12 protein-coding genes and 1 pseudogene are annotated in these 13,793 nt (G+C 58.6%); 10 read left to right on the top strand and 3 right to left on the bottom strand.

Features of this window, described 5'->3' with window-relative positions:
* The first annotated feature begins 2 nt into the window (after positions 1–2).
* A complete protein-coding gene (locus tag ACA068_RS28045; RefSeq protein ID WP_003229256.1) occupies positions 3–218 on the top strand; it encodes a TOBE domain-containing protein in 216 nt (71 codons plus the stop codon).
* Positions 219–322: 104 nt separating this feature from the next.
* Here ACA068_RS28045 and ACA068_RS28040 read toward each other — a convergent pair whose 3' ends face one another.
* Positions 323–961 (bottom strand): TetR/AcrR family transcriptional regulator, encoded by a 639-nt coding sequence (locus tag ACA068_RS28040; RefSeq protein ID WP_497306237.1) that lies wholly within the window; start codon positions 959–961, stop codon positions 323–325.
* A 141-nt stretch (positions 962–1,102) separates the two neighbouring features.
* Entirely contained in the window at positions 1,103–2,479 is a 1,377-nt protein-coding gene (locus ACA068_RS28035; protein WP_090178366.1) for a glutamine synthetase family protein, read from the bottom strand.
* A 278-nt stretch (positions 2,480–2,757) separates the two neighbouring features.
* Between ACA068_RS28035 and ACA068_RS28030 the strand changes: the two are divergent.
* From ACA068_RS28030 to ACA068_RS27995, 8 genes and pseudogenes are all read left to right on the top strand, one after another.
* Positions 2,758–3,072, top strand: a pseudogene (locus ACA068_RS28030) (gamma-glutamyl-gamma-aminobutyrate hydrolase family protein); the annotation flags it as partial.
* 103 nt (positions 3,073–3,175) lie between these two features.
* Entirely contained in the window at positions 3,176–4,534 is a 1,359-nt protein-coding gene (locus ACA068_RS28025; protein ID WP_497306236.1) for a glutamine synthetase family protein, read from the top strand.
* 58 nt (positions 4,535–4,592) lie between these two features.
* Entirely contained in the window at positions 4,593–5,957 is a 1,365-nt protein-coding gene (locus ACA068_RS28020; RefSeq protein WP_497306234.1) for an aspartate aminotransferase family protein, read from the top strand.
* A 170-nt stretch (positions 5,958–6,127) separates the two neighbouring features.
* Complete coding sequence (locus tag ACA068_RS28015; protein ID WP_497306232.1) at positions 6,128–7,240, top strand: polyamine ABC transporter substrate-binding protein; 1,113 nt, start codon at positions 6,128–6,130, stop codon at positions 7,238–7,240.
* Positions 7,241–7,476: 236 nt separating this feature from the next.
* The gene (locus tag ACA068_RS28010; protein WP_497306231.1) at positions 7,477–8,574 is read left to right on the top strand and encodes a polyamine ABC transporter substrate-binding protein; all 1,098 of its coding nucleotides are present in this window, start codon (positions 7,477–7,479) and stop codon (positions 8,572–8,574) included.
* 73 nt (positions 8,575–8,647) lie between these two features.
* A complete protein-coding gene (locus ACA068_RS28005) occupies positions 8,648–9,790 on the top strand; it encodes an ABC transporter ATP-binding protein (protein ID WP_497306229.1) in 1,143 nt (380 codons plus the stop codon).
* Positions 9,787–10,707 (top strand): ABC transporter permease subunit, encoded by a 921-nt coding sequence (locus ACA068_RS28000; protein ID WP_497306227.1) that lies wholly within the window; start codon positions 9,787–9,789, stop codon positions 10,705–10,707. The genes ACA068_RS28005 and ACA068_RS28000 overlap by 4 nt, the downstream gene beginning before the upstream one ends.
* Positions 10,704–11,594, top strand: a complete 891-nt coding sequence (locus tag ACA068_RS27995; protein WP_403107591.1) for an ABC transporter permease subunit — start codon at positions 10,704–10,706, stop codon at positions 11,592–11,594. The genes ACA068_RS28000 and ACA068_RS27995 overlap by 4 nt, the downstream gene beginning before the upstream one ends.
* Before the next feature lie 154 nt (positions 11,595–11,748).
* Here the strand turns inward: ACA068_RS27995 and ACA068_RS27990 are convergent, their stop codons facing one another.
* The gene (locus ACA068_RS27990; protein WP_219095013.1) at positions 11,749–12,390 is read right to left on the bottom strand and encodes an HD domain-containing protein; all 642 of its coding nucleotides are present in this window, start codon (positions 12,388–12,390) and stop codon (positions 11,749–11,751) included.
* A gap of 336 nt (positions 12,391–12,726) precedes the next feature.
* Between ACA068_RS27990 and ACA068_RS27985 the strand changes: the two genes are divergently transcribed.
* Positions 12,727–13,692: a GlxA family transcriptional regulator gene (locus tag ACA068_RS27985; protein WP_497306225.1), complete on the top strand. Its 966-nt coding sequence runs from the start codon at positions 12,727–12,729 to the stop codon at positions 13,690–13,692.
* Positions 13,693–13,793: the final 101 nt, after the last annotated feature.

Here is a 13,793-nt window from a genome sequence, read left to right as displayed (position 1 = left end):
TCATGACTATCAAAGCCATCAACGTTCGTAACCAGTTCAAAGGCTCGATCAAGGAAATTGTATTGGGCGACGTACTGTCGGAAATCGACGTACAGACCGCCTCCGGCATCGTTACTTCCGTGATCACCACGCGTTCAGTGAAAGAACTGGAACTGGTGGTCGGCAGCGAAGTGATCGCGTTTGTGAAATCCACCGAGGTGTCGATCGCCAAGCTGTAAGGGCGTGCACTTTGAGCAACCCCGGAGGGTGTGAACCCTTCGGGGTTTTTTATGCATGTGAGTCAATGAATTCGGCGGTGCGGCCATCGCCGCCGCCACAGAGATCAGGCGGAAATGGCGCGCTTTGGCAAGTACGGCGGCAAATACAGTCCCAGATACGCATCAAACACCCGCATCCCTTCCTCGGCCATGCGCGGGGTGATCTGCCCATGCTGCTGCACCGAGCGCGCATAGACGCGGTCACCGAGCTCCATGGCCAACGCAAACACGTCGACATCCTTGGGCAGCCTTGGCAGTTCGAAGTGATGATCGAACAGCTTGTGCATCAGGTCACCGAGTTCGATGTCGTGCTGTCGGTCAGCCTGGGTAACTTCGGTCAGACCGTGCTGGGCGAGGATCAGTTGCCGGGCGGCGGCGTCTTCGCCATAGATGTCGAGCATGCGCTGCTCCACGATTCGCGACAGGTCGCGCCAGCCGTTGAGGGCGTGATGATCGATGGGCGCTTGCAGGCAGGCGCGGAACGCGGCGTGGACGTCGGCCGTCAAGGCTTCGAGCAGGGCCGGGACGCTGGCGAAGAAATGGTAGACGGAAGAGGGCGGGATCTCCGCGCGTTCGGCGACGCTGTAGATCGACAGGCTGGCCACACCTTCGGCCGCCAGCAGCGTGCGGGCGGCATCGAGTATCGAATCGATCCGGGCCTGGCTGCGGGCGCGGGGTTTGCGAATGGTGGCGGTGCGCGTCATTGGAGTCTCCTGCGGGGCAGCGGGCATTGTACGCAGATCCATACAGCGACGATAAATCCCCTCGCCACCAAGTGAGTGTTCAGCCATAAAAAAACGCCGCAGGCTCTGAAGCCTGCGGCGTTTGCTTTTTACTGCAACCGCTTACACGGTATGCAGGTACCAGTTGTACTCAAGGTCAGAGATGGAGTGTTCAAACTCCTCCAGCTCGCTTTCCTTACAAGCCACAAAGATATCGATGTATTTCGGATCGATGTACTTGGCCATGACTTCGCTGTCGTCCAGCTCGCGCAATGCATCACGCAGGTTGTTCGGCAGGCTCTGCTCGTTCTGCTCGTAGGAGTTGCCTTCCACGGGTGCGCCGGGCTCGATCTTGTTGGTCAAACCGTGGTGCACGCCTGCCAGGACCGAAGCCATCAGCAGGTACGGGTTGGCGTCGGCACCGGCCACACGGTGTTCGATGCGCACGGCATCTGCGGCACCGGTTGGAACGCGGATCGCTACGGTACGGTTGTCCAGGCCCCAGCACGGCGAGTTCGGCACGTAGAACTGTGCGCCGAAACGACGGTAGGAGTTGACGTTCGGGCAGAGGAAAGCCATCTGCGCCGGTAGGGTCTCGAGCACACCGCCGATCGCGTGACGCAGTGCGGCGTTCTGCTCGGGATCCTCGCTGGCAAAAATGTTTTTGCCATCTTTATCAAGAATCGAAATGTGTACGTGCAGACCGTTGCCCGCCTGGCCCGGGTAAGGCTTGGCCATGAAGGTGGTATCCATCTCATGGTCGTAGGCGATGTTCTTGATCAGACGCTTGAGCAGGACTGCGTAGTCGCAAGCCTTGATCGGGTCGGCTACGTGGTGCAGGTTCACTTCGAACTGCGCCGGGGCACTTTCCTTGACGATCGCGTCGGCAGGGATGCCTTGCTCTTTCGCACCTTCCAGAATGTCCTGGAGGCAGTCGACGTATTCGTCGAGGTCGTCGATCAGGTACACCTGAGTCGAATGCGGGCGTTTGCCGGACACCGGCGAGCGCGGCGGTTGCGGACGACCGTTCACGTTCTCCTGGTCGATCAGGTAGAACTCCAGTTCGAACGCGGCGCAGATGGTCAGGCCCATCTCGTCGAACTTGCGAACCACATTGGCCAGCACTTCTCGCGGGTCGGCAAAGAACGGCTGGCCTTCGAGTTCGTGCATGGTCATCAACAGTTGCGCGGTAGGGCGCTTCTGCCAGGGTTCATTGCACAGGGTGTCAGGGATTGGATAGCAGATTCGGTCAGCATCGCCGATGTCCAGACCCAGGCCGGTGCTTTCCACCGTCGAGCCATTGATATCCAGAGCAAATAGAGAGGCCGGCAGGTTGATGCCTTTCTCGTAAACCTTGTGGAGGCTGGTGCGTTCAATGCGCTTGCCGCGCACCACACCATTCATATCCGCAATCAGAAGGTCAACGTACAGAACCTCAGGATGTTCCTTAAGGAACGCGTTCGCTTCGTTAAGCTGAACGGCACGCGGGGGTACCGACATGATGCAACACCTTTGTTGTTAAAAATATCAATCATTGATCTCTTCGGGTTTCAGTCAACCCGAACGGCATGCCGAAGTCAAGCGAGGCCTTTTTTGCCCTAAAAAAGCGCTCGCAGGGCTTTTTTGAGGCAGTTTGGGGCGTTTTTATGCCTTTGAGCGCTTTGGCGCCCGCGAGCTTGAGCGGACCGTGTTGTATTTTTTACGGGGGTGTTGTGTAAAAAAATGAACAAGGCTAAGCTCGATTCAAACCCATAACAGCAATAATACCGGGGTGCTTCATGTCTCGCCTGCCGTTAATCGGCGTCGCCATCTGCTCAAGGCAGATCGGTCTGCATGCTTATCACATCAGTGGCGATCGTTGCGTCCACGCCAAGGCAAGCGTTGCCACAGGCGTGCCGCCGACTCTTTCTTCCCCGGCGAACCTGCTGGCGCCGTCCGATATTCTGGACGGTCTGCACGACATTCTCTTTACTGGCTCTCTTTCCAATATAGAACCGTTTTATCCAGTCGGCCCGACCAATGCGTCGGCTTCTGCTCATGATTCTGCACGCGCAACTACGCTATCGCTGTCCCACGCCATTACCCGAGTGGGTAGTTGTGCGCGGCTATTGCAGTGGCAATCTGTATCACGCGACGCCCATGCGTCAAACAACGCCTGACTTATTAGAGTCAGGAAACTCAGCCTAAGAGGCATTTATGAGTAACAACCTCGACCAGCTCACCGATTGGTTGAAAGACCACAAGATCACAGAAGTCGAATGCATGATCGCCGACTTGACCGGGATCACCCGGGGTAAGATTTCGCCGACCAACAAGTTCATTGCCGAAAAAGGCATGCGCCTGCCCGAGAGCGTTCTGTTGCAGACCGTGACCGGCGACTATGTCGAAGACGACATCTATTACGAACTGCTTGACCCGGCCGACATCGACATGATCTGCCGCCCCGACCAGAACGCGGTTTACCTGGTGCCTTGGTCCATTGAGCCGACCGCCCAGGTGATCCACGACACTTACGACAAGCAGGGCAACCCGATCGAGCTGTCGCCGCGCAATGTGCTTAAAAAGGTCCTGAAACTCTATGCCGACAAAGGCTGGCAGCCGATCGTGGCGCCGGAAATGGAGTTTTACCTGACCAAACGCAGTGACGACCCTGACTACCCGCTGCAACCGCCGATTGGCCGTTCCGGGCGCCCGGAAATCGGTCGTCAGTCGTTCTCCATTGAGGCGGCAAACGAATTCGATCCGCTGTTCGAGGACGTCTACGACTGGTGCGAATTGCAGGAACTGGACCTCGACACGTTGATCCACGAGGACGGCACGGCGCAGATGGAAATCAACTTCCGTCACGGCGATGCCCTGTCCCTGGCCGACCAGATCCTGATCTTCAAACGCACTATGCGCGAAGCTGCGCTCAAGCACGACGTGGCGGCCACCTTCATGGCCAAGCCCATGACCGGCGAGCCGGGCAGTGCGATGCACTTGCACCAGAGCATCATCGACATCGAAACCGGCAAGAACGTTTTCTCCAATGAAGACGGGAGCATGAGCCAATTGTTCCTGCACCACATCGGTGGTTTGCAGAAGCTTATCCCCGAGTTGTTGCCGCTGTTCGCACCCAACGTCAACTCGTTCCGCCGCTTCCTGCCGGACACCTCGGCGCCGGTGAACGTGGAGTGGGGCGAAGAGAACCGCACTGTGGGCCTGCGGGTTCCGGATGCCGGGCCGCAAAACCGTCGGGTGGAAAACCGCCTGCCGGGCGCCGACGCCAACCCGTACCTGGCGATTGCCGCGAGCCTGCTCTGCGGTTACATCGGCATGGTCGAAGGCTTGAACCCGAGTGCGCCGGTGGTGGGCCGTGGCTATGAACGCCGCAACCTGCGCCTGCCACTGACCATCGAAGACGCGCTGGAACGCATGGAAAACAGCGCGACCGTCGAGAAATACCTGGGCAAGAAATTCATCACTGGCTACGTCGCGGTCAAGCGGGCCGAGCATGAAAACTTCAAGCGCGTCATCAGTTCGTGGGAGCGGGAATTCCTGCTCTTCGCCGTCTGATGCGCCGGGCGTCGCTGCACTTGGCGGCGCCCTTTACCGAAATCTTAGGAGAATTCGAATGACCAGCAACAACCCGCAAACCCGTGAATGGCAAGCCCTGAGCAACGATCACCACTTGGCCCCATTCAGCGACTTCAAACAGCTGAAAGAGAAAGGCCCGCGGATCATCACCAGCGCCAAGGGTGTTTACCTCTGGGACAGCGAAGGCAACAAGATCCTCGACGGCATGGCCGGCCTGTGGTGCGTTGCGATTGGCTACGGTCGCGATGAACTGGCCGATGCCGCCAGCAAACAAATGCGCGAATTGCCATACTACAACCTGTTCTTCCAGACCGCTCACCCGCCGGTGCTGGAACTGGCCAAGGCCATCGCCGACATCGCGCCGCAAGGCATGAACCACGTGTTCTTCACCGGTTCCGGGTCCGAAGGCAACGACACCATGCTGCGGATGGTCCGCCACTATTGGGCGATCAAGGGCCAGCCGAAGAAGAAAGTCATCATCAGCCGCAAGAACGGCTATCACGGTTCCACCGTGGCCGGCGCGAGCCTGGGTGGCATGACCTACATGCACGAACAAGGCGACTTGCCGATCCCGGGCATCGTCCACATCGCCCAGCCGTACTGGTTCGCTGAAGGCGGCGACATGACACCGGAAGAGTTCGGTGTATGGGCGGCCAATCAGCTGGAAGAAAAGATTCTGGAAATCGGCGTGGACAACGTCGGTGCCTTTATTGCCGAGCCAATCCAGGGCGCCGGCGGCGTGATCATTCCGCCAGAGACCTACTGGCCGCGCATCAAGGAAATCCTCGCCAAGTACGACATTCTGTTCGTGGCAGACGAAGTGATCTGTGGTTTCGGCCGCACCGGTGAGTGGTTCGGTTCCGATTTCTACGACCTCAAGCCCGACATGATGACCATCGCCAAAGGCCTGACCTCCGGCTACATCCCGATGGGTGGTCTGATCGTGCGTGACGAAGTGGTCGCGGTGCTCAACGAAGGTGGCGATTTCAACCACGGTTTCACCTATTCCGGGCACCCGGTGGCCGCGGCGGTGGCACTGGAAAACATCCGCATCCTGCGCGAAGAAAAAATTATCGAGCGCGTTCATGCGGAAACGGCACCCTATTTGCAAAAGCGTCTACGGGAACTGAACGATCACCCGTTGGTGGGGGAAGTGCGTGGGGTCGGTCTGTTGGGGGCCATTGAGCTGGTTCAGGACAAGGCCACTCGCAAGCGTTACGAAGGCAAGGGCGTCGGCATGATCTGCCGCACGTTCTGCTTCGAAAACGGCCTGATCATGCGTGCCGTGGGGGACACCATGATCATTGCTCCGCCGCTGGTGATTACCAAGGCTGAAATCGATGAGCTGGTAACCAAGGCACGCAAGTGCCTGGACCTGACCCTGAGTGCGTTGCAGGGCTAAGTGCTAGGCTCTGGGCGGGAGTCATGAAACTTTCGCTCAGAGCAGTTCTAAAGGGAGGCCTTTCCTTGAAAGACCGCCTCGGATCTTGCCAGACTAGCCGCGGTTCCAGTTGTCCGGGTTCGGCCGCTGAACAAAGTGGTTCAAAAAAGAAAAAATTTGGAGCATTACGCATGAAGGCATTAGGAAAAAAGCTTGCTGGCAAGACACTCCTCGCCCTGTCCCTGATGGGCATAATGGCGGGTGCGGTTCAGGCGGACGACAAGGTGTTGCACGTCTATAACTGGTCCGACTACATCGCACCGGACACCATCAAGAAGTTCGAAACCGAGTCCGGCATCAAGGTTGTCTACGACGTATTCGACAGTAACGAAACCCTGGAAGCCAAGTTGCTGGCAGGCAAGTCCGGTTACGACATCGTCGTGCCGTCGAACAACTTCCTGGCCAAGCAGATCAAGGCCGGCGTTTACCAGAAGCTGGACAAGTCCAAGCTGCCTAACTGGAAAAACCTGAACACCGACCTGCTCAAAGCGGTATCGGTGAGCGACCCGGGCAACGAACACGCTTTCCCGTACATGTGGGGTTCGATCGGCATCGGCTTCAACGCCGAGAAGGTCAAGGCTGCACTGGGTGCCGATGCGCCAACCAATTCCTGGGACCTGCTGTTCAAACCTGAAAACGCCGCCAAGTTGAAGTCGTGCGGTATCAGTTTCCTCGATTCGCCAACCGAGATGATTCCGGTGGCGTTGCACTACCTGGGCTATCCAACCGACAGCCAGGACAAAAAACAACTGGCCGAAGCCGAAGCACTGTTCCTGAAGATTCGTCCTTCGGTGGGCTACTTCCACTCGTCCAAGTACATCTCCGACCTGGCCAACGGCAACATCTGCGTGGCCGTGGGTTACTCGGGTGACATCTACCAGGCCAAGTCCCGCGCGGCTGAAGCCGGTGACAAGGTGAAAGTCAGCTACAACATTCCGAAAGAAGGTGCCGGCAGCTTCTACGACATGGTCGCCATCCCTAAAGATGCCGAAAACGTCGAAGGCGCCTACAAGTTCATGACCTTCCTGCAGAAGCCGGAAATCATGGCCGAAATCACCAACGCCGTACGTTTCCCGAACGGTAACGCAGCCGCCACCGCTTTGGTTGATAAAGAAATCACCAGCGATCCAGGTATCTACCCGCCGGCAGACGTGTTGGCCAAGCTGTACGCGATTGCCGACTTGCCGGCCGCGACCCAGCGGATCATGACGCGCAGCTGGACCAAAATTAAATCGGGTAAATAAGTAAAACCCTGTAGCAGCTGCCGAAGGCTGCGTTGAGGTCCGAAGGGCCTCCGCTTTTTCAACAGCACAACTGCTCCGCAGCTGAACGCAGCCTGCGGCAGCTGCTACAGATCTTCATAAAGTTTGCTGGAACGGTTTTTCGAGGGTAAGTTGCGCGCCGGTTTTGTTGCTGGGCAGCCATGACTGTCATGTAACGCGGGGCAACTTGGGCCCAACTAATTTTAGAGGACCTCCACTTGCCTATTTTTTCTTTGTTGCGCAATGCCATGCTGGTCGGCGCCGGGCTGACACTCGCTGTCAGTGTCCAGGCCGCCGGCACTGTGCATATTTATAACTGGTCGGACTACATCGGCCCGACCACCCTGGCCGATTTCCAGAAAGAGACCGGCATCAAACCGGTCTACGACGTCTTCGACTCTAACGAAACCCTGGAAGGCAAGTTGCTGGCAGGGCGTACCGGTTACGACGTGGTCGTGCCGTCCAACCACTTCCTGGGCAAGCAGATCAAGGCGGGCGCCTTCCAGAAGCTCGACAAGTCGAAGCTGCCTAACTATTCCAACCTCGATCCGGTACTGCTCAAGCGTCTTGAGCAAAACGATCCGGGTAACCAATACGCCGTGCCTTACCTGTGGGGCACCAACGGCATCGGTTACAACGTCGACAAGATCAAGGCGGTGCTGGGCGTCGACAAGATCGACTCCTGGAGCGCGGTATTCGAACCGGAGAACATCAAGAAGCTGCACGCTTGCGGCGTGGCGTTCCTCGATTCCGCCGATGAAATGATGCCCACCGTCCTCAACTATATGGGCCTCAACGCCAACAGCACCAACCCCGAAGATTACAAAAAGGCCGAAGCCAAGTTGCTGGCGGTGCGCCCTTACGTGACGTACTTCCACTCCTCCAAATACATCGCGGACCTCGCCAACGGCGACATCTGCATCGCCATCGGTTTCTCCGGTGACATGTTTCAGGCCAAGGCCCGCGCATCCGAAGCCGGCAAAGGCGTGAACGTGGCCTACACCATTCCAAAAGAGGGTGGGGCGCTGTGGTTCGACATGCTGGCGATTCCGAAGGATTCAGCCAACGTCAAAGAAGCCCACGCCTTCATCAACTATTTGTTGAAACCCGAGGTGATCGCACAGGTCAGTGATTCTGTTGGCTATGCGAACCCCAACCCGGGCTCGGACAAATTGATGGAACAGTCCATTCGCACCGACGAGTCGGTTTATCCACCGCAAGCCGTCCTCGACAAGACCTACGTGTCGGTCGAGTTACCACCAAACATTCAACGTTTGATGACCCGCAGCTGGACCAAGGTCAAGTCGGGTAAATAGCTTCAAGGCTCAAACTATCCAAGGTTGGCTCACCTTGAGCGAACTGCACTCTTTTTTTCTGGGAGTTTCGTAAATGGCAGTTGCCTCCGGCGCCTATAAGAAAGCCCTCGAGGGCGACCAGACACCTAAACAGGTGCTGGTCAAAATCGACCGGGTCACGAAGAAGTTCGACGAGACGATTGCCGTGGACGATGTGTCCCTGGAAATCAAGAAAGGCGAGATTTTCGCTCTGCTCGGCGGTTCGGGATCGGGCAAGTCCACGTTGCTGCGCATGCTCGCAGGCTTCGAACGGCCCACGGAGGGGCGCATTTTCCTCGATGGCGTAGACATCACTGACATGCCGCCGTACGAGCGGCCGATCAACATGATGTTCCAGTCCTATGCGTTGTTCCCGCACATGACCGTGGCGCAGAACATCGCGTTCGGCCTCAAGCAGGACAAGCTTTCCGGCGCGGAAATCGATGCTCGCGTAGCCGATATGCTCAAGCTGGTACAGATGAGCCAGTACGCCAAGCGCAAGCCGCATCAGTTGTCTGGCGGTCAGCGTCAACGTGTGGCCCTGGCGCGTTCTCTCGCCAAGCGGCCGAAGCTGTTGCTGCTCGACGAACCGATGGGTGCGCTGGACAAGAAGCTGCGTTCGCAAATGCAGCTGGAGCTGGTGGAGATCATCGAGCGCGTCGGCGTAACCTGCGTCATGGTGACCCACGACCAGGAAGAGGCCATGACCATGGCCGAGCGCATCGCGATCATGCACCTGGGCTGGATCGCCCAGATCGGCAGCCCGATCGACATCTACGAAACCCCGACCAGCCGCCTGGTCTGCGAGTTCATCGGCAACGTCAACATCTTCGACGGTGAAGTGATCGACGACGCCGAAGGCCACGCGATCATCACCTGCAAGGATCTCGACCGGAAGATCTACGTGGGCCACGGCATCAGCACCTCGGTGCAGGACAAATCCGTGACCTACGCGATCCGTCCGGAAAAACTGCTGGTGACCCCGACCATGCCGACCTGCGAATACAACTGGTCCAGCGGCAAGGTGCACGACATCGCCTACCTCGGCGGTCACTCGGTGTTCTACGTCGAGCTGCCGAGCGGCAAGATCGTCCAGTCGTTCGTCGCCAACGCCGAGCGCCGCGGCCAGCGCCCAACTTGGGGTGATCAGGTCTACGTGTACTGGGAAGACGACAGCGGCGTGGTACTTCGCTCATGAACATGCGCAAATTCAAACGCCGCCTCAATCGAATAATTCCCGGTGGCCGCCAGCTGGTCATCGGGGTTCCGTTCATCTGGCTGTTCCTGTTCTTCATGCTGCCGTTCTTCATCGTCCTGAAGATCAGCTTCGCTGAAGCCGACGTAGCCATTCCGCCGTACACCGAGATCTACAATTTCGTTGACCAGAAGCTGCAGGTGCTGCTCAACCTCGGCAACTACGCGATGCTGGCCGGCGACGAGTTGTACATCGCCGCTTACCTCGGTTCGTTGAAGATGGCGCTGATCAGCACCATCCTCTGTTTGCTGATCGGCTACCCGATGGCCTATGCCATCGCCAGTGCCCGTAAAGAGATGCAAACGGTGTTGGTGCTGCTGATCATGATGCCGACCTGGACCGCGATCCTGATCCGCGTCTACGCGTGGATGGGCATCCTCAGCAACAACGGCTTGCTCAACGGTTTCCTGATGACCATGGGCTGGATCGACGAACCGCTGCAGATCCTCAACACCAACCTCGCCGTGTACATCGGCGTGGTGTATTCGTACCTGCCGTTCATGATCCTGCCGCTCTACGCCAACCTGGTGAAGCACGACAACAGTCTGCTGGAAGCCGCATCGGACCTGGGTTCGAGCACGTTCAATAGCTTCTGGAAGATCACCATTCCATTGTCCAAGAACGGCATCGTCGCCGGTTGCATGCTGGTGTTCATTCCGGTGGTGGGCGAGTTCGTGATCCCGGAACTGCTCGGCGGTCCGGAAACCCTGATGATCGGTAAAGTGCTCTGGCAAGAGTTCTTCAACAACCGTGACTGGCCGGTGGCCTCTGCGCTGGCGGTGGTCATGCTGCTGATCCTGATTGTGCCAATCATCCTGTTCAACCGTAGTCAGGCCAAAGAAATGGAGGGTAAAGAATGAAGCGCTTCCGTTTCTCGAGTTTCATGCTGATCGCGGGCTTGCTGTTCATCTACGCGCCGATGCTGATCCTGGTGATCTACTCGTTCAACGCCTCCAAACTGGTGACGGTATGGGGGGGCTGGTCGATAAAGTGGTACGTCGGCTTGATGGATAACACGCAACTGATGGGCTCGGTGGTGCGCTCGCTGGAAATCGCTTGCTACACGGCGGTGGCGGCGGTGGCGCTGGGTACGTTGGCGGCGTTCGTCCTGACTCGGATCACCCACTTCAAGGGACGCACGTTGTTCGGTGGCCTGGTCACCGCGCCGCTGGTGATGCCCGAAGTGATCACCGGTCTGTCGCTGTTGCTGCTGTTCGTGGCCATGGCGCAGATGATCGGTTGGCCGCAGGAGCGTGGCATCGTCACCATCTGGATCGCTCACACCACGTTCTGTGCGGCGTATGTGGCGGTGGTGGTGTCGGCGCGCTTGCGTGAGCTGGACTTGTCCATCGAAGAGGCGGCCATGGACCTCGGTGCGCGGCCGTGGAAGGTGTTTTTCCTGATCACCATCCCGATGATCGCGCCATCGCTGGGTGCCGGCGGCATGATGTCGTTTGCCCTGTCCCTGGATGACCTGGTGCTGGCGAGCTTCGTGTCCGGTCCGGGTTCGACGACCCTGCCGATGGAAGTGTTCTCGGCGGTGCGTCTGGGGGTCAAACCCGAGATCAACGCCGTGGCCAGCCTGATTCTGCTGGCGGTTTCGCTGATGACCTTCCTGGTCTGGTTCTTCAGCCGCCGTGCCGAAGAAGCGCGCAAGCGTGCGATTCAGCAGGCGATCGAAGAAAGTGCTGCCGACTCCTGGAAACAACCGGATGTGCGTCGCGCCCAGGCGCCGGAAGCGGCTTGAGCTTGACGGGTTGATCACAACTCTGTGGTCAACCCGAATCCCATGTGGGAGCGGCGGTGCGACGATTCGACTTGCTCGCGAAAGCGGTCTGTCAGTCGACATCTCCATCGACTGACACGGCCTCTTCGCGAGCAAGCCCGCTCCCACAGTCGTTTTAGGAAACCCAAGGGGATTTGCGGATGATCTCGACGAAGTTCATCGGCTTGAACCCCGGCTCGCTGTCCACCAGCACATCCGCGTTTACCGTGCCGAACGTGGTGTCCGGTTTGTGTTTGAAGCCATTGGCGAACGCACACAGGATGCATTCCTTGAACCCCTCGCCCCGTGGATGCGCATGCACCACCGCTTCCCGCTGCACGGTGGGAAACGCGGCGTAATCGATACCCAGCACATCCATTTCCACACCGGCCGTGACCAATGCCACGTTAGGCCGCAAGTGTTGCGGCACGCCCGGCGTGGTGTGCAGGGCGATCGACAGCCACACCTGCTCGATATCGCCATCCGACAAACCATAAGGCTTGAGGAACGCTTTGGCAGCGTTGGCGCTATCGACTTCGAAGCGCTCGTTGTCCGTGCGATGACCTTCCACCAGGCCCAGGTCATGGAACATGGCGCCGACGTAGAGCATTTCCGGATCGTAGGCCAACTGCTTGCGCTCACCGCTCAGGGCGCCGAACAGAAACACCCGGCGCGAGTGGTGGTAAAGCAAGTCGGACTCGGCGTCGCGAATGTATTCAGTGGTGGCCTTGGCCAAGGCGCTGTCGGGGATTTTGATGCCGGCAATGATGCTGCTCATGGTGCTTTCCTCGTGGGGAACGCCGTGGCGGCGCTGATGGAACAAGTCTGTTCCCGCCTCCCGGAGCGGACAATCGATCCATGGCTGCGATCCCGGCCAATGAGCATGCAAATCGCGCCAACCTCGCTTGTTGCGCCCGGATTGGCTAAGTTTGGTACCGGCGAATACGCTTTTGTGGCGAGGGAGCTTGCTCCCGCTGGGCTGCGAAGCGGCCCCAAAACCTGCAACTCAATTACACCAGGCAAACAGTGGTGACAGGAATGGGAGTGCTGCGCACTCCAGCGGGAGCAAGCTCCCTCGCCACAGGTAAGTGTGACCCGTAGAGGCAATCCAACCATGAGTAAAACCGTTGCCATCGTGGTGTTCGCCGGCGTCCAGTCGCTGGACGTCACCGGTCCCATGGATGTGTTTTGCGAAGCCAATCGTTTCCTCGAACCGCAAGACCATTACCGCTTGGAGGTCATCGGCGTCGAACGCGGAATGATGGCGTGCTCCAACGGTTTGTCGCTCAATGCCCATCGGCATTTCAGCGAAGCGCTGGAAGCCTATGACTTGTTGCTGGTGGCCGGCGGGCCGCAGTTGCCGTTCCTGGAGTTTGGCGCGGCCTTCGATGCCTGGTTACGCGATGCCTGTGCGCGGGCGCAACGGTTTGGCTCGATCTGCAACGGCGCGTTCATGCTGGCCCGGGCCGGCTTGCTTGAGGGGCGAACCGTCACCACTCACTGGGACGATGCCGCGGCGTTGGCGACGTTGTGCCCCTCCACTCAGGTCGATGCTGATCGCCTGTACGTGCAGGACGGCGAACTCTTCACATCGGCCGGCGTCACGGCGGGGATTGATTTGTCGTTGTACCTGTTGGCCCGGGACCACGGACCGCAAGTGGCGTTGAGCGTGGCCAAGCGGCTGGTGGTGTTCACCCAACGCTCGGGCGGGCAATCGCAGTTCAGCCCGTTCCTCACGCCCCACGCCGAGCCGACGTCGGCGGTGGCGCTGGCGCAGCTTTACGTGCTGGCCAACCTCACCGGTGACCTGACCATTGCCGATCTGGCGAATGCGGCCAACATGAGCGCCCGCAACTTCTCCCGGGTGTTCGCCAAGGAAGCGAAAATCACCCCGGCGGAATTCGTCGAGCGGGCGAGGGTGGACGCGGCGCGGGTGCTGCTTGAAAGCACTCACTCGCCGCTCAAGACGGTGGCGTATCAGTGCGGGTTTCGCGACGCCCAGCATATGCGCACGGTGTTCAACCGCAGGCTGGGGGTGACGCCGCAGCAGTTCAGGCTGAATTTTGCGGCGATGGTTTGAGCCATGAATATGCGGTGTTTTTGCGGGCCTCTTCGCGGGCAAGCCTCGCTCCTACAGATGACTGCATACTCTGTAGGAGCGAGGCTTGCCCGCGAAGGCGT

It is taken from the genome of Pseudomonas sp. LBUM1660, assembly GCF_059695935.1.
The sequence above is the reverse complement of the archived record's forward strand: the minus strand, read 5'-3'. Positions and strand labels throughout refer to the sequence as shown.

Bases quoted from the DNA above. Each gene is read 5' to 3' on its own strand.
- ACA068_RS27990 (WP_219095013.1), bottom strand. From the start codon at position 12,390: ATGAGCAGCATCATTGCCGGCATCAAAATCCCCGACAGCGCCTTGGCC.
- ACA068_RS28040 (WP_497306237.1), bottom strand. From the start codon at position 961: ATGACGCGCACCGCCACCATTCGCAAACCCCGCGCCCGCAGCCAGGCC.
- ACA068_RS28005 (WP_497306229.1), top strand. From the start codon at position 8,648: ATGGCAGTTGCCTCCGGCGCCTATAAGAAAGCCCTCGAGGGCGACCAG.
- ACA068_RS27985 (WP_497306225.1), top strand. From the start codon at position 12,727: ATGAGTAAAACCGTTGCCATCGTGGTGTTCGCCGGCGTCCAGTCGCTG.
- ACA068_RS28000 (WP_497306227.1), top strand. From the start codon at position 9,787: ATGAACATGCGCAAATTCAAACGCCGCCTCAATCGAATAATTCCCGGT.
- ACA068_RS28035 (WP_090178366.1), bottom strand. From the start codon at position 2,479: ATGTCGGTACCCCCGCGTGCCGTTCAGCTTAACGAAGCGAACGCGTTC.
- ACA068_RS28020 (WP_497306234.1), top strand. From the start codon at position 4,593: ATGACCAGCAACAACCCGCAAACCCGTGAATGGCAAGCCCTGAGCAAC.
- ACA068_RS28025 (WP_497306236.1), top strand. From the start codon at position 3,176: ATGAGTAACAACCTCGACCAGCTCACCGATTGGTTGAAAGACCACAAG.
- ACA068_RS27995 (WP_403107591.1), top strand. From the start codon at position 10,704: ATGAAGCGCTTCCGTTTCTCGAGTTTCATGCTGATCGCGGGCTTGCTG.
- ACA068_RS28045 (WP_003229256.1), top strand. From the start codon at position 3: ATGACTATCAAAGCCATCAACGTTCGTAACCAGTTCAAAGGCTCGATC.
- ACA068_RS28015 (WP_497306232.1), top strand. From the start codon at position 6,128: ATGAAGGCATTAGGAAAAAAGCTTGCTGGCAAGACACTCCTCGCCCTG.